Annotated in this window: 18 protein-coding genes; 7 read left to right on the top strand and 11 right to left on the bottom strand. The window is 45.7% G+C overall.

Translation table 11 applies throughout. The features are described from left to right. Position 1: 1 nt before the first annotated feature. The 7 genes from hisB to HA45_RS24225 all read left to right on the top strand — a co-directional run bounded on the left by hisB (position 2) and on the right by HA45_RS24225 (position 6,014). Positions 2–1,069, top strand: a complete 1,068-nt coding sequence (hisB, locus tag HA45_RS24255) for a bifunctional histidinol-phosphatase/imidazoleglycerol-phosphate dehydratase HisB (protein ID WP_100700966.1) — start codon at positions 2–4, stop codon at positions 1,067–1,069. Beyond that, positions 1,069–1,659 (top strand): imidazole glycerol phosphate synthase subunit HisH, encoded by a 591-nt coding sequence (hisH, locus tag HA45_RS24250; protein WP_100700967.1) that lies wholly within the window; start codon positions 1,069–1,071, stop codon positions 1,657–1,659. The genes hisB and hisH overlap by 1 nt, the downstream gene beginning before the upstream one ends. Beyond that, positions 1,659–2,396: a 1-(5-phosphoribosyl)-5-[(5-phosphoribosylamino)methylideneamino]imidazole-4-carboxamide isomerase gene (hisA, locus tag HA45_RS24245; protein WP_100700968.1), complete on the top strand. Its 738-nt coding sequence runs from the start codon at positions 1,659–1,661 to the stop codon at positions 2,394–2,396. The genes hisH and hisA overlap by 1 nt, the downstream gene beginning before the upstream one ends. Beyond that, the gene (gene hisF / locus HA45_RS24240) at positions 2,378–3,154 is read left to right on the top strand and encodes an imidazole glycerol phosphate synthase subunit HisF (RefSeq protein ID WP_034824747.1); all 777 of its coding nucleotides are present in this window, start codon (positions 2,378–2,380) and stop codon (positions 3,152–3,154) included. The genes hisA and hisF overlap by 19 nt, the downstream gene beginning before the upstream one ends. Next, positions 3,148–3,759 (top strand): bifunctional phosphoribosyl-AMP cyclohydrolase/phosphoribosyl-ATP diphosphatase HisIE, encoded by a 612-nt coding sequence (gene hisIE / locus HA45_RS24235; protein ID WP_100700969.1) that lies wholly within the window; start codon positions 3,148–3,150, stop codon positions 3,757–3,759. The genes hisF and hisIE overlap by 7 nt, the downstream gene beginning before the upstream one ends. A gap of 171 nt (positions 3,760–3,930) precedes the next feature. Continuing rightward, complete coding sequence (locus tag HA45_RS24230) at positions 3,931–4,728, top strand: ABC transporter substrate-binding protein (protein WP_100701362.1); 798 nt, start codon at positions 3,931–3,933, stop codon at positions 4,726–4,728. Between the two features lie 170 nt (positions 4,729–4,898). After that, complete coding sequence (locus tag HA45_RS24225; protein WP_100700970.1) at positions 4,899–6,014, top strand: succinylglutamate desuccinylase/aspartoacylase family protein; 1,116 nt, start codon at positions 4,899–4,901, stop codon at positions 6,012–6,014. Positions 6,015–6,082: 68 nt separating this feature from the next. Here HA45_RS24225 and HA45_RS24220 read toward each other — a convergent pair whose 3' ends face one another. From HA45_RS24220 to rfbB, 11 genes are all read right to left on the bottom strand, one after another. Further along, the gene (locus HA45_RS24220) at positions 6,083–8,926 is read right to left on the bottom strand and encodes a rhamnan synthesis F family protein (RefSeq protein WP_100700971.1); all 2,844 of its coding nucleotides are present in this window, start codon (positions 8,924–8,926) and stop codon (positions 6,083–6,085) included. Positions 8,927–9,030: 104 nt separating this feature from the next. Beyond that, positions 9,031–10,236 carry a class I SAM-dependent methyltransferase gene (locus tag HA45_RS24215; RefSeq protein ID WP_100700972.1) on the bottom strand — a complete coding sequence of 402 codons (1,206 nt, stop codon included), beginning with the start codon at positions 10,234–10,236 and terminating at the stop codon, positions 9,031–9,033. 200 nt (positions 10,237–10,436) lie between these two features. Then, the gene (gene gnd / locus HA45_RS24210; RefSeq protein ID WP_100700973.1) at positions 10,437–11,846 is read right to left on the bottom strand and encodes an NADP-dependent phosphogluconate dehydrogenase; all 1,410 of its coding nucleotides are present in this window, start codon (positions 11,844–11,846) and stop codon (positions 10,437–10,439) included. 130 nt (positions 11,847–11,976) lie between these two features. Beyond that, positions 11,977–12,750, bottom strand: coding sequence for an ABC transporter ATP-binding protein (locus tag HA45_RS24205; protein WP_100700974.1), 774 nt, complete (start codon positions 12,748–12,750; stop codon positions 11,977–11,979). 4 nt (positions 12,751–12,754) lie between these two features. Then, positions 12,755–13,555: an ABC transporter permease gene (locus HA45_RS24200; protein ID WP_100700975.1), complete on the bottom strand. Its 801-nt coding sequence runs from the start codon at positions 13,553–13,555 to the stop codon at positions 12,755–12,757. Next, positions 13,555–14,850 (bottom strand): rhamnan synthesis F family protein, encoded by a 1,296-nt coding sequence (locus tag HA45_RS24195; protein WP_100700976.1) that lies wholly within the window; start codon positions 14,848–14,850, stop codon positions 13,555–13,557. The genes HA45_RS24200 and HA45_RS24195 overlap by 1 nt, the downstream gene beginning before the upstream one ends. Before the next feature lie 17 nt (positions 14,851–14,867). Next, positions 14,868–15,809 (bottom strand): glycosyltransferase family 2 protein, encoded by a 942-nt coding sequence (locus HA45_RS24190; RefSeq protein WP_100700977.1) that lies wholly within the window; start codon positions 15,807–15,809, stop codon positions 14,868–14,870. Positions 15,810–15,858: 49 nt separating this feature from the next. Beyond that, the gene (gene rfbC / locus HA45_RS24185) at positions 15,859–16,407 is read right to left on the bottom strand and encodes a dTDP-4-dehydrorhamnose 3,5-epimerase (RefSeq protein WP_100700978.1); all 549 of its coding nucleotides are present in this window, start codon (positions 16,405–16,407) and stop codon (positions 15,859–15,861) included. Beyond that, complete coding sequence (gene rfbA / locus HA45_RS24180; RefSeq protein ID WP_100700979.1) at positions 16,407–17,288, bottom strand: glucose-1-phosphate thymidylyltransferase RfbA; 882 nt, start codon at positions 17,286–17,288, stop codon at positions 16,407–16,409. Before rfbA ends, rfbC begins: the two co-directional genes overlap by 1 nt. A gap of 40 nt (positions 17,289–17,328) precedes the next feature. Next, positions 17,329–18,216: a dTDP-4-dehydrorhamnose reductase gene (gene rfbD, locus HA45_RS24175; protein WP_100700980.1), complete on the bottom strand. Its 888-nt coding sequence runs from the start codon at positions 18,214–18,216 to the stop codon at positions 17,329–17,331. Next, positions 18,216–19,295 carry a dTDP-glucose 4,6-dehydratase gene (rfbB, locus tag HA45_RS24170; protein ID WP_100700981.1) on the bottom strand — a complete coding sequence of 360 codons (1,080 nt, stop codon included), beginning with the start codon at positions 19,293–19,295 and terminating at the stop codon, positions 18,216–18,218. Before rfbB ends, rfbD begins: the two co-directional genes overlap by 1 nt. Positions 19,296–19,300 lie beyond the last annotated feature (5 nt).

The following is a 19,300-nucleotide window of genomic DNA, read 5'->3' as shown; positions in this document are numbered from 1 at the left end:
CATGAGCCAGAAGACCCTTTTTATCGACCGCGACGGCACCATCATTTCTGAACCCCCAACGGATTATCAGGTGGATCGTTTGGAGAAGCTGGCGTTTGAAAAGAATGCCATTCCTGCACTGCTGGCGTTGCAGGAAGCGGGCTATCAGTTGGTGATGATCACCAATCAGGATGGTTTAGGTACTGACAGCTTCCCACAGGCTGATTTTGACGGTCCGCATAACCTGATGATGCAGATCCTCAGCTCACAAGGCGTGAATTTCAGCGACATCCTGATCTGCCCGCATATGCCGGACGACCACTGCGATTGCCGCAAGCCGAAAACCAAAATGGTCGAAGCCTGGCTGGCGCAGGGCGCACTGGATACCGCGAACAGCTACGTGATTGGCGATCGTCTTACCGACATCCAACTGGCTGAGAACATGGGCATTCAGGGCCTGCGTTACGGCAAAGAAGGCATCGATTGGGATGCGATTCAGGCGCGCCTGACCAAGCGTGACCGCCACGCGCTGGTGCAACGCGACACCAAAGAGACGCAGATCAAAGTCGAAGTGTGGCTGGACCGCGAAGGCGGCAGCAAGATCAACACTGGTGTCGGCTTCTTTGACCACATGCTGGATCAGATTGCAGTTCACGGCGGCTTCCGCATGAACATCGACGTGAAAGGCGATCTCTACATTGACGATCACCACACCGTGGAAGACACCGGTTTAGCACTCGGCGAAGCGCTGCTGAAAGCCTTGGGCGATAAGCGCGGCATCGGTCGCTTTGGCTTCGTACTGCCAATGGACGAGTGCCTAGCGCGCTGTGCGCTGGATATCTCTGGCCGTCCGCACATTGAATTCAAAGCCGAGTTCAGCTATCAGCGTGTCGGCGATCTCAGCACCGAGATGGTTGAGCATTTCTTCAGCTCCCTCTCCTACGCGATGATGAGCACCTTGCACCTGAAAACTAAAGGCAAGAACGACCATCACCGTGTGGAAAGCCTGTTCAAAGCCTTTGGCCGCACCTTGCGCCAGGCAATTCGCGTGGAAGGCAACACCCTGCCGAGCTCGAAAGGAGTGCTGTAATGAATGTGGTGATTCTCGATACCGGCTGCGCCAACCTGTCATCGGTAAAGTGGGCAATTGAGCGCCTCGGCTATACGCCAGAGGTGAGCCGCGATCCGGATGTGGTGCTGCGTGCCGATAAGCTGTTGCTGCCAGGCGTTGGGACCGCGCAGGCCGCCATGAATCAACTGGAAGAGCGTGATCTAATCGATTTGATCAAAGCCTGTACCCAACCGGTGCTGGGGATTTGCCTCGGCATGCAGTTGCTGGGCCGTGGCAGCGATGAGAACGGTGGTGTGACCACGCTGGGCATTGTCGATGAGCCCGTCACCTTGATGGATACCCAGGCATTGCCGCTGCCGCACATGGGCTGGAACCAGATCACCTCGCAGGCGGGTAATCACCTGTTCCGTAATATTCCCGACGGCAGCTATTTCTATTTTGTACACAGCTACGCCATGCCGGTGAACGCCGCCACCATTGCCCAGTGCGATTACGGCCATCCGTTCACCGCCGCCTTGCAGAAAGATAACTTCTTCGGCGTGCAGTTCCACCCGGAGCGTTCTGGCAAAGCAGGCGCGCAGCTGCTGAAAAACTTCCTGGAGATGTGATGATTATCCCCGCATTAGATTTAATCGACGGCAAAGTGGTGCGTCTGCATCAGGGCGACTACGGCCAGCAGCGTGACTACGGTAGCGATCCCTTACCGCGTCTGCAGGATTACGAACGTCAGGGCGCGGAAGTGCTGCACCTGGTCGATCTCACCGGAGCCAAAGATCCGGCCAAGCGCCAGATCTCTCTGCTCACCACCCTGCTGCGCGGCGTCAATGTGCCGGTTCAGGTCGGTGGCGGCATCCGCAATCGTGAAGACGTTGCGGCCTTACTGGCAGCCGGCGCGACCCGCGTGGTAGTCGGTTCCACCGCCGTGAAGCAGCCGGAAGAAGTGAAAAGCTGGTTCAACGAGTTCGGGGCGGATGCCATTGTGCTGGCGCTGGATGTGCGCATTGATGCTAACAATCGTAAAGAAGTGGCGATCAGCGGCTGGCAGGAAGCGGCGGGCGTAACCTTGGAAGAAGTGATTGGCTGGTATCAGCCGGTTGGTCTGAAGCACGTACTGTGCACCGATATCTCCCGCGATGGCACCTTAAGCGGCTCCAACGTGGCGCTGTATAAAGAAGTGTCCTATGCCTTCCCAGACATCGCGTTCCAGAGTTCCGGCGGTATCGGATCGCTGGAAGATATTGCGGCCTTACGTGGCAGCGGCGCGCAGGGCGTGATCGTTGGTCGCGCATTGCTGGAAGATAAATTCACCGTAGCGGAGGCGATTGCATGCTGGCAAAACGGATAATTCCTTGTCTCGATGTGCGTGACGGGCAGGTGGTCAAAGGCGTGCAGTTCCGTAACCACGAAATCATCGGTGACATCGTGCCACTGGCGCAGCGCTATGCGCAGGAAGGCGCTGACGAGCTGGTGTTCTATGATATCACCGCCTCTTCTGATGGCCGCGTAGTGGACAAAAGCTGGGTATCGCGCGTAGCGGAAGTGATCGATATTCCTTTCTGCGTGGCGGGCGGAATCAAAAGCGAAGAGGATGCCGCGCGCATTCTGCAGTTCGGTGCAGATAAGATCTCCATTAACTCTCCCGCACTGGCTGACCCGACGCTTATCACCCGTCTGGCGGATCGCTTTGGTGTACAGTGCATCGTGGTGGGGATTGATACCTGGTTCGATGAAGCCACCGGCAAGTATCACGTCAATCAATATACCGGAGACGAATCACGTACTCGCGTCACGACCTGGGAAACCCTCGATTGGGTGCAGGAAGTGCAGAAGCTGGGCGCGGGCGAAATCGTGCTGAATATGATGAACCAGGATGGCGTGCGTAACGGCTACGATCTGGTGCAGCTGAAGAAAGTGCGTGACGTGTGTAAGGTTCCCCTGATCGCTTCTGGCGGCGCGGGCACCATGCCACACTTCCTTGAAGCCTTTGAACAGGCCAACGTCGATGGCGCACTGGCCGCTTCAGTGTTTCACAAACAAATTATCAATATCGGCGAGTTGAAAAACTTCCTGATCGACAACGGTGTGGAGATTCGCGCGTGTTAACTGCAGAACAACTGGCCAAACTGGATTGGGCCAAAACCTCAGGCATGATGCCTGTTATCGTCCAGCACAATGTTTCTGGCGAAGTGCTGATGCACGGTTATATGAATGAGGAAGCGCTGCAAAAGACGCTGACGGAAGGCAACGTCACCTTCTTCTCTCGCACCAAAAACCGTCTGTGGACCAAAGGGGAAACCTCCGGTCATTTCCTGCAGGTGGCGAGCATCACGCCGGATTGTGATAACGATACGCTGCTGGTGCTGGCGAACCCGATTGGACCGACTTGCCACCTCGGCACCTCAAGCTGCTTCTCACCGGCTGCACCCGATTGGGCGTTCCTGTACCAGCTGGAGCAGTTGCTGGCATCGCGTAAGAGCGCCGATCCGGAAAGCTCTTACACCGCGAAACTGTATGCCAGCGGCACCAAGCGTATCGCGCAGAAAGTCGGTGAAGAAGGTGTGGAAACCGCACTGGCTGCCACGGTGAACGATCGTCACGAACTGACCAACGAAGCCTCTGATTTGCTGTATCACCTGATGGTGCTGCTGCAGGATCAGGAGCTGGATTTGAGCACGATTATTAATAATCTGCGGGCGCGTCATAAGTAACATGATTCCCAGCTAATGCTTAGGCGCACTTCGGTGCGCTTTGTTGTTTCTACGTCAGGCAGCATTGCCCACTTATAATGGTAACGTGATGAAAATAATCTGCTAATTGCCATGGCGGACCGTGATCGGTACTCTGCGTTATCCCACATCACGAAAAAGAAGACCGATATTATGGCAAGTTCTCGTTTTACTGCCCGCCTGCGTCAGACGCTGGCACTGGCTGTACTAGCAGGTTGCGCGTTTGGCGCACAGGCAAAGATTGATCAGGTACGCTTCGCGGTTGATCCAACCTACCCTCCTTTTGAATCCAAGACCCCACAGGGCAAACTGGTTGGTTTTGATATCGACCTTGGCAACGCACTGTGCGAGCAGATGCAAACCAAATGCGTGTGGGTAGAGAGCCAGTTCGATGGCATGATCCCGGCTCTGAAAGCCCGCAAGTTCGATGCCATCCTCTCTGATATGGGCATTACAGAAGAGCGCTTGAAACAGATCGATTTCACCGTGCCACTGTATGACACCAAAACTCAATTGGTTGCGCGTAAAGGTTCCGGCCTTCTGCCAACGGCTGAATCGCTGAAAGGCAAAACCGTGGGTGTTGAGCAGGGAACCGTGCAGGAGCGTTATGCGCTGGCTAAATGGCAGCCACACGGCGTGACAGTGGTGCCTTATGGCGATCAGGCACAGGTTGAGAGCGATTTAATTTCTGGCCGTCTGGATGTGGTGTTCACCGATGCAGCTCAGGCAGCAAACGGCTTCCTTAAACACCCACAGGGCAAAGATTTCGAGTTGGCTGGCCCGATTGTGGAAGATCCGATTATCGGTCCAGGAACGGCGATTGGTCTGCGTAAAGGCGACGAAGAGCTGAAAACTGCCCTTGATAACGCCTTTGCTGAAATCAAGAAAAACGGCACCTTCGATAAGATCCAGAAGAAGTACTTCGCCACCGACATCTCGATCCAGCATTAATCCATACAGAGGCGGCCTCAAGGCCGCCCTATTCGCGCCGCTAACATGAGCGAGCGCAAATTTAGCGGCTTCATTTCCGCTCATTCTCACAGCAGCACTATAATTCCAATCAATAAAATTAATCAGGCACGACGTTCAACGTGCCGTAGATACAGGACATCGACCTCGTCATGCAACAACAACATCATCCTCTGTTAAGTGCTTCCCTTGGTACACAGCGCGAAATCGTCAGCTTCCATTTCGGTACCGATTCACAGCAGCGTGTCTATATTCAGGCGGCACTGCACGGTGATGAGCTGCCGGGTATGGCGGTGGCGTGGTATCTGAAACACAAACTGCTGGCGCTGGAATCTGCCGGGCAGCTTAAATCCAAGATCACACTGGTACCGGTGGCGAATCCGCTGGCGATGGGCCAGCACTGGCATGGCAGCCATCTTGGTCGCTTCCATACGCTTTCAGGTCAGGATTTTAATCGTCGCTTTCCGGCTTTAGGCGATACCCTGGCTGAAGAGCTGGCCGGTTCCTTGACGCAAAGCGAGTATGAGAACAAACGGTTGATTCGTGATGCTATTGATCGCCACTATCGCGATCGCATTGCTCGTACCGAACTGGATGCGCAGCGCTTTACGTTAATGCGTATGGCGAGTCAGGCTGATTTGATGATTGATTTGCACTGCGACTGGGATGCGTTGCCGCATCTGTATACCACGCCGCACGCATGGCAGGACATTGAGCCTTTAGCGCGTTGGTTAGGTAGTGAAGTCCAACTGCTGGCGCAGATTTCAGGCGGCGAGCCGTTTGATGAAGCCTGCTGCGAGCCGTGGTTAACGCTAGCCGAGCGGTTTGGTAGTGAGTATCCAATGCCAAGGGGTTTGTTGCCGGTGACGCTGGAGCTGCGTGGTGTGGCGGATGTGTCGCCTGAACAGGCGGAGAAGGATGCGGATGCGATTATTAACGCGCTGATTGAAGGTGGCTACATTGCGGGTGAAGGTGGTGAGTCTCCTGCCCTGCTCAATCCTGCAACACCATTGGCAGGGTGTGAGTATATTCATGCACCGCATTCTGGGCTGCTGTTGAATCGTCGTGAGTTGGGCGAGTGGATTAAGCCCGGTGAAGTAGTGGCGGAGATAGTGGACCCGATTACCGACCAGGTGACGCCGCTGGTGGCTGAGTTTGGTGGGGTGCTGTATGCACGGAACTTGCTGAAGTTTGCTACGGCGGGGATGCTGGTGGTAAGGCTTGCAGGGGAGAATGCGGGACGTGAGGGGGAATTGTTGGTGGTATAATGCACTTAAAACGCCTGAACATGAGCTTCAGGCGTTTTATTTAATACTACGCAATCAATACATAGAAATTAGTTAGCACCATAGCGCTGGTAGAGGTTTTGAGCTTTGATGCGAGCGGCTTCTAATTTAGGCTGAATCTGCATGGTTGCAACTGAGCGCTGAATTCGTTCAACAGAGTATTTATGAATTAACGCTTTCATGCCCTCATCCATCAAACGTACTCTCTCATCACTTGCATAGCTTTTTGATTTGGCATGATAGATATATGTATTAGTCAGTACTGCCAAGTCTAATCCCGCATCAGCAACACGGAAGCAAAAATCATTTTCTTCCCCGTAACCATGCGGAAAACTTTCCTCATCAAATAAGCCAATAGCCTCAAAAACACAACGCTTAACCATAAAACAAAAGCCGTGCACTAAAGGTACTCTTACTAACTCATAATCCCATTCATCTTGAAAATAAGCGTCGATGACTGTTGGAGTTAACTTATTAGGCAATGCGTTAATAGCTGTCTGACCAACTGTTCCTTTTATAGACGGAACTGATTGAGTGCTTGCAGCATTCGACAATGGACCAACCACACCTAAATTGGCATTACTATCCAAGGCAGAACAAAGCTTATTTAGAGAGCCTTTAGGAACAATAGTATCACTGTTCAAAAGGAGAACATTTTTACTTGTGCCCGAACGAATACCATTGTTCGAAGTTTTAGTGTAACCCAAACGGTTATCTTGCCGTATTAGTTTCACAGGCCTTTCGCTAGCATACACTTCAAGGAATTGTTTAGTTTCTAATTCAGAGGCATCATCAACAATTATAACATTGGAATTAAGAAGATTATCTTCAAGTGAATTTAAACAGGCACGCACATCTTCTAAAGCATTGTGAACACAAATGACTATATCTAAATCAAGTTTTTCATGTGAAATACTTTCATATTCAACAGATGCCCTACATATATCCCCAACTTTTTCTACAACAGGGGAGTGCCAAGAAGAATAAATGTGGGGTTTAGGGCCCCAATCGTTGATACCGTGGCGATATAATGCAAATTCATCTGAATCGCGAGTTGATTGCTGTTCATCAAGAAGTGGCTGCCATGTAACTTCAGCTTCATTCAATGCGTAAGCTATACTGAGTTGATCCCTACGGCTGTGGTTATTGATTTCATTCCACCACAAGCGCATAAATTTATGGATTTTTTCCTCTCGTGCATCCAAAACTAATACATTGCTTTCAATAAGTGATGCTGTAGTTAGACTCTCGATAGACTCATAGCGTTTGATTTGCTTTCTGACTACTGCTGCATCGTCTAAATCCCACGCGATGATTTCATCTGACTCTTCAAACAAGGTATCTCTAACAGGATGTTGGATGGCACCCATTTTATGAGTTGTTGACGAAACACGGAGCACTAACTCGGAAACTTTTACATTTAGCTCAACATTTGCATCAATCCAAACAACATAGTCATAATTTTTAATATACTTAAGAAGATTCGTTTTAATGTATCGTGCAGTGCGACGAGGATCCGCATCAATATAAGGCGGTTTATGAATATGGAATACACCATAACCGTCAAGAAGGGTGTCACTGAAACAATGATAATCAACATCACCTTCAAGATATTTAGGTAACATTAACGTATCAAACCCTCCAACTATGGCTGTTACTAGTGCAACACGAGCTTGTTTCCCCTCTCTTCCAACGACCTCATGCTTATATGATGAAATTTCAGAAGTGCGATCCAACTCAAAATGAGGCAACGTATTTGTAGGCAAACTTGCAAAACGCTCCTTGTCAAAATAGTTCACCAACCGATAGTCTCGATCTACAAAACTCATTTTTGTCGAATAATTTTGCAGAAAAGGAAGCACTCCAAATAAACGTTCAAAGCCATGCGCAAGCGTTCCATCGAACTGGCCTTGCTCACTGTCGAAATCTTCTAATCGGTAATTACCATCAAACAAAGGTTTATAAGCTTCTGGACGAGCCCAGAAAAACGATCCTGCCGGATAATCAGGACAATAAGTCATATCCATCTTGAAGCCAAGTCGGTTTAATTGCTCTTCGACAATGGAACGGTTACTCCCCCAAAGTGGCTGACGGGTAGTCGCATGAAAATAGGCAGGGAAATAAGCACCTAGTCGAGGATCATCAGCGAACGCATTTAATATTTGTGTCGTTATAGCTTTACTTCCAAGAGTGTAATGGAGGAGAAATCTTCGCCACCCTCGAGTTTTTGATTGTGGAGATTTTTTTGAATGAATATGGAGGATGATATCATATGTTAGAAGTTCCTGACCAAACTCAACAACAAATGGATAAATATCTCTACCAACATTTTCTGTTTCACGTACAACCAGTTTATTTAAATATTCCAAAGACGTTCGAAAGGTGTTTTCACAATCAATTTTATTATATTTACCTTTGGGAATCGATATGTACAGATCAAACTTCGCTGGAATATTGTTAAGATACTTTATAAACTCATTCGACAAATCAAGATAATAAAGGTGAAGATGAACACCAATTGATTGTGTGAAATTTTCATTTAATCCAATGTCAGAGTCTATTAAAAGCGGTTTGTCTCTGGCACCATATTCAGATTGCCCATAACGGAAGTATGGAACTGATAGCATGCGCGGCATCTCACAAGGCTTGCGCCCTTCTGCATATCCATGCAAGAGATAATGTTCAAGAGGTTCAATATCTGACTTTGCAACATCTGGATATTGCTTTAAATACCATTGTTCATCAAAATCCTGCGCAAACAGTCGAGCAAGTGAAGAGAATCGCCCCTCGGCACGCCCGTAATGGATGTAATGATGCAGAGCAGTCAACCCTGCAAGTTTTACATCGGTATAAGTTTCAAGATACCAGTTCTCATCTAAATCAGGCGCAAGCACCTTCTTATATTCATTCTCTGAAGAGTACCGACCTTCTGCTTGCCCATGTTCGATGTAATGTTCATAGGGATCAATACCAGAATCTTTAATATCAGTATATGTCTCTAAATACCATACTCGGTCAAAATCAGAAGGTGAAACAGGAGATACTGAGTAACTATTTTTTTATTAACATCCTTTAAAAAAAGTCTCTTCCACCTCCTAATCACATATCTGATGACACGCTTTGCAAAGCGTAAAGGCAATGTTAGCCGCCACGATGTTGAATTCAGGATTTGGTTTATCTCGTGCTGCCTTTGTGAAATCAGTTCATTAACTGAAGTCATGTCGCTAATCATCTGGGAATTTTCAAATCTTAAACGTTCATTCTCAATCTGGTATTTTTTTAAATCACTTTTTAAAACTGAAGATTCCGATAGGTGTTCTATATCAGTTTTCTTTAATTCTGTGAGTTCATTAACCGACACTTTTAGTTCATTTTTATTATCGGCAACGATTTTCTTAAATGCTTCAACAGCGTATTCATTAGAACATGATTTCCCCAATCTTGAGAAAACTTCTTGAATATGTCTGATCCTTCTCTCATCGTTATCAGCTTCAAAGAGATTAAGCATTTCTTTACTCTGTTCGGCACCGACTCCAACGATAGTTAATCCGTGACCATGAGAGAATTCAAAACAAGGATATGTTTGGCGTAATTCTGCTACAAAGCGGTAAACTCCGAAATCTGCTTTTCGCACATTGCTATCATGAATAATAACTACTGCACGGCTCGATAACTTAGGGAGCCAACTATCAAAATCATTTTTAACAGCATCGTAAGTATGGAAACCATCGATATGGAGTAAATCAACTTCTCCATCCTTGAAATATTTGACACCCTCATCAAAAGGCATACGCATGAGTGTAGAAAACTGCGAATAAAGGTGGTTATTATGATCTTGTACTGAACTATATACATTCTCGCCATAGAATCCTGCATGATCATCGCCTTTCCACATGTCGATTGCATAGCAGCGTGTTGATAAGTGTAAATGATCTATTGCCTGACAAAAAGAAAAGTATGACGAACCATAATGTGTACCAAGCTCAACTAATACTTGTGGCCTATGCGCATTAATTAACCAAAATGCGAATGGGATATGCTCAAGCCACGCTGATTGAGTTAACTTTACTGGTTTCAGAAAAGAAATTGAATTTATTGAAATATTCTGAAATGGAGAGGGTTCAACTATTTCAAGATCTTGATTTCCAGAAGAATTGTATGCATTTTCATTTTTTAAATTGGAAGTTTCTTTTGAAGAACTCATTTTATCCTCGAGAGCTTATTATCAATCTTTGAAAACCAACACCAATATAATCCAATATAAATTGTTAAAAATGATCGCTTATGTCGATAATTTTAGAAACGAAACTAAATATATAGAGCATGGTAAACCCAAATATAAATATTAAGAAAAAATCAAAATTTGGAGAAAAAAAAGGCTTCCAAAGGAAGCCTTATTAAATATCAATCCAACCACTCAGTATGGAACACACCGTCTTTATCAATACGCTTATACGTATGCGCACCGAAGTAGTCGCGTTGAGCCTGAATCAGGTTCGCTGGCAGAACTTCTGAACGGTAGCTATCGTAGTAAGCGATTGCTGCAGAGAAGGTCGGCGTTGGGATACCATTCTGAATCGCGTATGAAACTACATCACGCAGTGCTTGCTGGTATTCATCAGCGATATTCTTGAAGTATGGGTCAAGCAGTAGGTTAGCGATGTTTGCATCTTGGGCATAAGCATCAGTAATTTTCTGCAGGAACTGCGCGCGAATGATACAGCCCGCACGGAAGATTTTAGCAATTTCGCCGTAGTGCAGATCCCAATTGTTTTCTTCAGAAGCAGCACGCAGTTGTGAGAAGCCCTGTGCATAAGAGACGATTTTGCCCAGATACAATGCACGACGTACTTTCTCAACGAACTCAGCTTTGTCGCCGGTGAACGCTTTAGCCTGAGGGCCGCTCAGCACTTTTGAAGCCGCAACACGCTGTGACTTCAGAGAAGAGAGATAACGAGCAAACACTGATTCAGTGATCAGTGACAGTGGTTCACCCAGATCCAAAGAGCTCTGGCTCGTCCACTTACCAGTGCCTTTGTTCGCTGCTTCGTCAAGAATCACATCAACCAAATATTTACCGTCTTCATCTTTCTTAGTGAAGATATCTTTGGTGATGTCGATCAGGTAGCTGCTTAGCTCACCGTTGTTCCAGTCATTGAAGGTCTTAGCCAGTTCTTCATTGTCCAGACCCAACGCGCCTTTCAACAGAGCATAGGCCTCTGCAATCAGCTGCATGTCACCGTATTCGATGCCATTGTGCACCATCTTCACATAGTGACCGGCACCGTTTGGACCGATGTAGGCAACACAGGCTTCGCCATCTTCAGCACGCGCAGCAATCTTATCAAGGATTGGCGCAACCAGTTCGTACGCTTCTTTCTGGCCACCAGGCATGATAGAAGGACCTTTTAAAGCACCCTCCTCGCCACCAGAAACACCGGTGCCGATAAAGTTGAAGCCTTGATCAGACAATTCTTTGTTACGACGGATAGTATCCTTGTAGAAGGTGTTACCACCGTCAATCAGGATGTCACCCTTGTCCAAATGCGGAGTCAGAGAAGCGATAGTCTTATCAGTAGCCTCACCAGCCTGCACCATCAGCAGAATACGGCGTGGTTTTTCGAGGGATTCAACGAACTCTTCAACGGTGTAGAAAGGGGCCAGTTTCTTACCCTGACTATCAGCGATGACTTCATCAGTCTTTTCGCGAGAACGGTTGAAGATAGACACTGTGTAGCCGCGGCTCTCAATGTTAAGAGCCAAGTTACGGCCCATGACTGCCATACCGACAACACCGATTTGTTGCTTGGACATTATCTACTCCTGTCTGAAGTTACCATCACAAACTCAGATTTGTGATTAAAGTGGCAAATATGTTAACTCATCTACCATCACTTTAGGTAGTGAATGGTGCGATGCTAAAACACACAATAAAAGTGGATGATTACGCGTCGGTTAACAAATCGCCTCTTTGAATCTTCGATTTGAAATACAGCGGAAGAACTTCCTCGGGCGTGCCATCCATTTTCACTGTGCCATGTTCCAGCCAAAGAATTCTTGTGCAGGTCTTTCTTAACAATTCATTACTATGGCTTGCCAAAATTAATATCTTGGTGGCATTAATGATGTTAGTCAGACGGGTTTCTGCTTTTTCTTTAAACCCTTCGTCACCTACGGATAACCACTCATCCATTAACAGAATTTCGGGTGTAAAAATGGTGCTGACACTAAAGCCTAAACGCATTTGCATACCTGAAGAATAGGTACGCACTGGCATATCAATAAAATCACCTAAATCCGTGAAATCTATGATTTCATCTATTCTTGCATCAATTTCTTTCTTCTTAAGACCCAAAAGAGCCCCGCGAATGTAGATATTTTCTCGACCAGTAAACTCCTGGTTAATGCCTAAAGAAATTGAAATTAAGGAGCCAATGTCACCTTCAATCGTTGCACTGCCACTTGTTGGGTGATAAACCTTGCTGAACATACGCAGTAAGGTCGTCTTACCCGCACCGTTATGCCCAATCAACCCCACTCGCTCGCCGTCTTTGATTTCAAAATTAAGATTATTGAGGGCAGAAACGACGACCTTGCCATCATGCTGGCCAACCTTGCCGCCAGTGGCAAAATTGATAAAATTCTTTTTAATCGATCTTGCCTGCGCGTTGAATATTGGGAAATCAATGCCGACATTTTCAAACTTGATAATAGCCATAATATTAAACCCAATAAGGAACGCGGTATTTATATTTACTGGTCATTGCAATCGAGAATGACAACCCTACTACCGCCATGACAGCAGCAATAATGTAACTGCTTGTCATCGGTATTTCACCCAACAGCGGGCTTCTCACTAAGTCAATGAGATGGTAGAGCGGGTTGAAATTGAGGAGTACAGCAGCTGAACTGTGTGAAAGCAGCTTAGGCATCCAAATAATAGGTGTCAGGTAAAAAATTACTTGCATGATGCTAAGTATAATTTGTGTCATATCGCGAAAGCGTGCACAAATCATTGAAAGTACCATTAGCACCCAAGTTAAATTTAACACAAGCAGTAAAAATCCAGGTATTGCCAGAACTACTGTCCAACTAATACTTTTTTGTACAGCAAGTAAAACCAATGGAAAAATAACAATATTGTGCAGGAAGATAAGGAAGTTCTTCCAAATCACACGCATAACATGAACATGTAATGGTACCGGCAATTGTTTAATTATGCCTTCTGATGAAATGAGCGCATCACACCCTTCAGATATACAACTTTGAATGAATGTCCATGTAATAAGACCTAAGGTCAGATAAGGCAAAAATTCCTTAACGTTAGTCTTAAAAAGATTGCCGAAAACCAATCCCATGGTGGTAATCATGACAGCCATACTGATGGTTATCCAAAACGGCCCCATCTTAGACCGTTTGTATCGCATACGGATGTCTTGTCCACCCATCACTTTCACAACATGAAAGTTTCTTAATGCGGAGGTGAAATCATCCCACCCCACAGACTTCAGTTTATTAGTCATTACAAAATTCCAAATTGGTACGCCAGTCGATTCAAACCGACCAAGAACTTATCACCACACAGACGCGCCAAGATAAGTGTCATAAACTCTTCTTTTTGCGACTCTTCAAGCTGATCTCGTAGCTTAATAATATCATTCATGCTGCAGACGCATCGGAACATCAAATCCAGCTTTATGATTGGTAGACCAGAATGATGTAAGGCAAGACAATTAACGTGGATTTGTGAACCCATGGTGAATTCATCAAGATACAGTGCTACAACACGCTGCTTGAATTGGCTGTTTAAGAAAACCTCTTCATTACTATATGTCCTGAAGAAATTAACAGCTTCAAGATAATCAACGCTGCTTGCTTTAAGTAACGATTTGTTTTTATCAACAATTGTAGATGACGATTCAGACTCACTTGAAAATAAAGGTTTAACAGAGTGACTTGTTTGAATCAAATATTGATTATAATATGATGATAAAACTTCGTCATTTGCCAGCAAACCCGTAATAGAGCGATTAGACCATGCTCTAACGCCCTCTCGGCGATGATAGTAGTAATTCTTGTAAAACTCTAAATCGTTACTTAATTTACGTTCCATAAAGGAAACGTTAAATAAAGATTTGAAATTCTGTTCAGAACTCACCAGAGATTTAAGCAACTTGCTTAAGCCAAACTCTCCGCGTTTTATTACTAAAGGTCTTACATTAGAAGATTTGTAATTAAACCAGAAGTTCTTAAATTTTGCGTTACGAACAATTTTACCCGCAACTGAGATACAAAATGATCCTAAATGATGAGAGTGCTGACTATTTTCGGTCGCACCCAGCACTTCAACATCTGTATTGAAGAGATTATGAACAAACTCTGGCAGGCCATGCTTTGAAAAAAATACGCTATCATTGATAATCAGCAGGCGTTCACACTTATCATGAAACCCTTTATCAAAGAAATACTTCATACCCGCTTTGTAGCTACCGAAATCGCGGCCGTAGTTGTCGCGCTCTATATATACATCCACCAGTTCTGATGGATAATTTTGCTCTTCAAGCCTTAACGTGTTCACAGCAACAACGAATACATTATTCCGCTTTGCTTCTTTAATTAACTCTAACGTATCATTTCGAAGAGATGATTTCTCATAGAGAGCAAGAAGCATAACCTTACCACCGGTAAAGTCATTTTTAATTTTCACTTCAGCATACTTTTTTGTTTTAATGTCATCTCGAATGGAGAGGACACCATAGTACAAATAGATTACAATTTTCAGAAAGAATCTGACAATCATAAAAATAATACGTTTCATTTTTACACCATCGATGGTTAGACTAATTTCCTAAAGACATTCATAATGAAGAAAGCGCATGTCTCAATAAAGTTCTGCCGATAAAATCCACCAATAATAAAATTAGCAACTCTATTTGTCAGACCACTATTCAGAGCATTAAACCTCTCATAGTCTAGTTTATTCTCTGTTGGCATTTTGTGTTTAATGCACTCAAGCGCCATGCTGTTCGTTTTACTCCAGGATTTAAACTCCCCTGCAAACAGTCGATTAAAACGCGTGACTTTGGACATCATTCCAGTATTACTGCCCACAAGATTCTGATCATGTTGTCGGTAAAGTATATAGGGCTGTTGATCATAAATTACAGTCCCATTCATAGCACTACAAACGATATACATAATCCAGTCGTGAGAAACAATTTTCAAATCTGCTGGAAGTGTTTCAAAAATCGATTTTAGCTCCCGATTGAAAACCATGGTGTTACCACCCGCATAACTCTGTAATAATGCATTCTTGAAATGAAATGCTTTTAAGAAGCAGGGTGAAAAGCCAATGCTGTTCTCGTTAGAATCAATCAATTTAGTGCGAGAGCCGTAAAGTCTGTACTTGTTCAATGAATCTAATTCAGAGGTTAACTGGTTCACAGCAACTTCAAGTTTGTCCTCAATCCAGATATCATCCTGATCACAAAAAGCATAAAATTCAGAGTCAATATCCTTACGATTTAGTAAACTAAAGAAATTAGCAGCAAACCCTTTCCCAGGCCCTGTAAGCAAAATGACTTTATTATCTGGATATTGTTGGGCAAACTTCTCAATTAGTTCACAAGTTTGATCCGTTGAACCATCATCCGAAACAATCAGTTTCCAATTTTTATAAGTCTGATCAGCAATTGACTGCAATTGCTGCTCTATATATTTCTCACCATTATAAGTACCCATTAAGATACTTATTGTTCCTTTATCGCTCATCATCATCAGCTACATAAAAAAGGATGAGTAACATCCTCATCCTTAGTTTTAGGAATCAATCAAAGGTTACTGCGTGTGATAATGGTGTTCCCTCTTTATCTTTCGCGGAAAGAGCAGGACTATCACCTTCAGAGATCGGCCAGTTAATACCTAAATCTGTATCATTCCAGAGTAATGAATGCTCATTCTGCGGATTATAATAATCGGTACATTTATAGACAAACTCTGCACTTTCAGACGTCACATAAAAACCATGAGCGAACCCTTCAGGCACCCATAATTGACGTTTATTGTCAGCTGAAAGGTACACACCTACCCATTTTCCAAATGTAGGCGATGACTTTCTCATATCCACGGCGACATCGTAAACTTCACCGGAAACAACACGCACGAGCTTGCCTTGGGTGTTAACTGTCTGATAATGCAGACCACGCAAAATACCCTTTGAAGACTTTGAATGGTTGTCCTGCACGAAAGTACGAGGAGATACCTGCTCTTCAAATTTCTTTTGCTGCCAGGTTTCCATAAAGAAACCGCGCTCGTCACCGAATACCGATGGCTCAATGATTTTGACGTCAGGAATTTCAGTATCAATAATCTTCATTATAATTTCCCGTTGTACAATGCCATCAAGTATTTACCATAGTCATTTTTCATCAGCGGCTGAGCCAACTCTTTAAGTTTTTCGGCATCAATAAAGCCCATACGATAAGCAATCTCTTCCGGGCAAGCCACTTTCAAACCCTGACGGGTTTCGATGGTCTGAATGAAGTTATTTGCTTCAATCAAGCTCTGATGCGTACCGGTATCAAGCCAGGCATGACCACGTCCCATGATGGAAACGGATAACTCGCCTTTCTCAAGATACAGATTGTTAATGTCAGTAATTTCTAACTCACCACGTGGTGAGGGCTTAAGATTCTTAGCCAATTCAACCACACTGTTGTCGTAGAAGTAGAGGCCGGTCACCGCATAACTACTTTTAGGTTCAGCTGGCTTCTCAACTAATGAGATCGCTTTACCTTCGCTATCAAACTCCACCACGCCGTAACGCTCTGGATCATGCACATGGTAAGCAAATACCGTTGCGCCCTCTTTCTTGTTAGAGGCTTCTTCCAGCTGCTTATGCAAGTCGTGGCCATAGAAGATATTGTCGCCGAGAATCAACGCGCAGTTATCATCGCCGATGAACTCTTCACCCAGTATAAAGGCCTGAGCCAGACCATCAGGACTTTCCTGGACTTTGTATTGGATCTTCAAGCCCCATTGCGAACCATCACCAAGCAGGCTTTCAAAACGTGGCGTATCTTGCGGGGTACTGATGATCAGGATATCGCGGATCCCCGCCAACATCAGCGTGCTGAGCGGGTAGTAAATCATTGGCTTATCATAAATTGGCAATAACTGCTTACTCACTGCCATCGTTACTGGGTAGAGGCGTGTTCCTGAACCGCCAGCAAGGATGATTCCTTTTTTACTCGTCACAACGTTATCCTTCAATTTGTTAATCTGACTCTATGATCACTCAGTGATAAATTTCATCTAGCATGCGAATAACCCCAACCTTCCATTCTGGGAGGGTTAAGTTAAATGCAGTCGTGAATTTACTGGTGTTCAGTCTGGAATTTAGTGGGCGTTTCGCCGGCGTCGGGAAGGCGGTGGTATCAACGGTATTAATGGCTGTAACTTTAATCGGTAAGCCTTTATCACGCACATGTGTAATCACGAAATCTGCATAGGCATGCCAGGTGGTGACACCCGAAGCAATCAGGTTGTAGATTCCGCTCTTTTCAGGTTCAGCCAATGTGGTTTTGATGGCATGCGCTGTACAATCCGCGATTAATTCAGCACCCGTTGGTGCGCCGAATTGGTCATTAATCACTGACAAGCTTTCGCGCTCTTGCGCCAGCCGGATCATGGTTTTGGCGAAATTATTGCCTTTGGCGGCATAAACCCAACTGGTGCGGAAGATGAGATAGTTTGGCGCATGCGCAACAATCGCTTCTTCACCCTGACGTTTGGTTTTGCCATAAGCATTGAGCGGAGATGTCTTATCATCTTCGCTCCACGGACGCTCACCGCTGCCATCAAATACGTAGTCGGTCGAATAGTGAACCAGTAAGGCGTTCACATCACGTGCCGCAATCGCCAGCGCTTCAACACTGACGGCATTGATAAGTTCAGCATTCTGTAGATCGCTCTCAGCTTTATCCACTGCGGTATAAGCGGCAGCATTGACGATCACATCGGGCTGGATATCGCGTACTGATTTCGCGATACCTTCTGGATTGGTCAAGTCACCGCAGAAGTCCACCGAATGACGGTCTAGTGCAATCACCTCACCCAAAGGTGCCAAGGCGCGTTGGAGTTCCCAACCCACCTGACCATTTTTACCCAATAGCAAAATTTTCATTAGCTACGTTTCTCGTAGTTTTGTTCAATCCAATTCTGATAGGCACCGCTTTTAACGTGCTCAACCCACTCATGGTTGTCGAGATACCATTGAACGGTTTTGCGTAAACCCGTTTCGAAGCTCTCTTGCGGTTTCCATCCTAAATCTTGCTCAATTTTTGATGCATCAATTGCGTAACGACGATCGTGGCCTGGGCGGTCAGCAACATAAGTGATTTGTTGTGCGTAAGGCGTGTCTTTCGGGCGCAGTTCGTCCAGCAATTCACAAACTTTGTGAACCACTTCGAGATTCTGCTTCTCGTTATGGCCACCGATATTATAGGTGGTACCCGTTTTAGCCTTGGTCACCACGGTATAAAGCGCACGTGCATGATCTTCGACATACAGCCAGTCGCGAATTTGGTCGCCCTTGCCATAAATCGGTAAAGGTTTGCCTTCCAGCGCGTTACTGATGATCAGAGGGACTAACTTTTCTGGGAAGTGGTATGGGCCGTAGTTGTTGGAACAGTTGGTCACCACCACCGGCAAACCGTAGGTGCGTCCCCAGGCGCGAACCAGGTGGTCACTTGCGGCTTTGGTTGAAGAATATGGGCTGCTTGGCGCATAAGACGTTTCTTCAGTGAACATCGGCAGCTCGCCTTCCATTTCATCAGGATGCGGCAAATCACCATAAACTTCATCTGTGGAGATGTGGTGGAAGCGGAATGCGCTTTTGCGCTCTTCTGGCAATGCCATCCAATACTGACGGCTGGCTTCAAGCAGGGCGTAAGTGCCAACAACGTTAGTCTGAACAAATTCCGCAGGTCCGGTAATGGAACGATCTACATGGCTCTCTGCAGCGAGATGCATAACAGCATCCGGCTGATGTTCAGCGAAGACTTTGGCTAGAGCAACCCCGTCGCAAATGTCGACATGGCAGAAGGTGTAACGTGAGTCGTCACTGACCGTTTTAAGCGATTCGAGGTTGCCCGCATAGGTCAGTTTATCGACGTTAATCACCTCATCACTGGTGTCATTGATAACGTGACGGACCACAGCTGAGCCGATAAAACCTGCACCACCAGTAATTAAAATCTTCATGACGT

The organism is Pantoea rodasii, assembly GCF_002095465.1.
Classification (GTDB): domain Bacteria; phylum Pseudomonadota; class Gammaproteobacteria; order Enterobacterales; family Enterobacteriaceae; genus Pantoea; species Pantoea rodasii.
Note: the sequence above shows the minus strand (reverse complement) of the source record. Positions and strands in the feature narration are given on the sequence as shown.

What these genes read in the sequence shown, in the direction of transcription:
- hisF (WP_034824747.1), top strand. Translation starts at nt 2,378, where the DNA reads ATGCTGGCAAAACGGATAATTCCTTGTCTCGATGTGCGTGACGGGCAG.
- rfbD (WP_100700980.1), bottom strand. Translation starts at nt 18,216, where the DNA reads ATGAAAATTTTGCTATTGGGTAAAAATGGTCAGGTGGGTTGGGAACTC.
- rfbC (WP_100700978.1), bottom strand. Translation starts at nt 16,407, where the DNA reads ATGAAGATTATTGATACTGAAATTCCTGACGTCAAAATCATTGAGCCA.
- HA45_RS24230 (WP_100701362.1), top strand. Translation starts at nt 3,931, where the DNA reads ATGGCAAGTTCTCGTTTTACTGCCCGCCTGCGTCAGACGCTGGCACTG.
- gnd (WP_100700973.1), bottom strand. Translation starts at nt 11,846, where the DNA reads ATGTCCAAGCAACAAATCGGTGTTGTCGGTATGGCAGTCATGGGCCGT.
- HA45_RS24200 (WP_100700975.1), bottom strand. Translation starts at nt 13,555, where the DNA reads ATGACTAATAAACTGAAGTCTGTGGGGTGGGATGATTTCACCTCCGCA.
- hisB (WP_100700966.1), top strand. Translation starts at nt 2, where the DNA reads ATGAGCCAGAAGACCCTTTTTATCGACCGCGACGGCACCATCATTTCT.
- HA45_RS24215 (WP_100700972.1), bottom strand. Translation starts at nt 10,236, where the DNA reads ATGAGTTCTTCAAAAGAAACTTCCAATTTAAAAAATGAAAATGCATAC.
- HA45_RS24195 (WP_100700976.1), bottom strand. Translation starts at nt 14,850, where the DNA reads ATGAAACGTATTATTTTTATGATTGTCAGATTCTTTCTGAAAATTGTA.
- HA45_RS24205 (WP_100700974.1), bottom strand. Translation starts at nt 12,750, where the DNA reads ATGGCTATTATCAAGTTTGAAAATGTCGGCATTGATTTCCCAATATTC.
- hisA (WP_100700968.1), top strand. Translation starts at nt 1,659, where the DNA reads ATGATTATCCCCGCATTAGATTTAATCGACGGCAAAGTGGTGCGTCTG.
- hisH (WP_100700967.1), top strand. Translation starts at nt 1,069, where the DNA reads ATGAATGTGGTGATTCTCGATACCGGCTGCGCCAACCTGTCATCGGTA.
- rfbB (WP_100700981.1), bottom strand. Translation starts at nt 19,295, where the DNA reads ATGAAGATTTTAATTACTGGTGGTGCAGGTTTTATCGGCTCAGCTGTG.
- HA45_RS24225 (WP_100700970.1), top strand. Translation starts at nt 4,899, where the DNA reads ATGCAACAACAACATCATCCTCTGTTAAGTGCTTCCCTTGGTACACAG.
- HA45_RS24190 (WP_100700977.1), bottom strand. Translation starts at nt 15,809, where the DNA reads ATGATGATGAGCGATAAAGGAACAATAAGTATCTTAATGGGTACTTAT.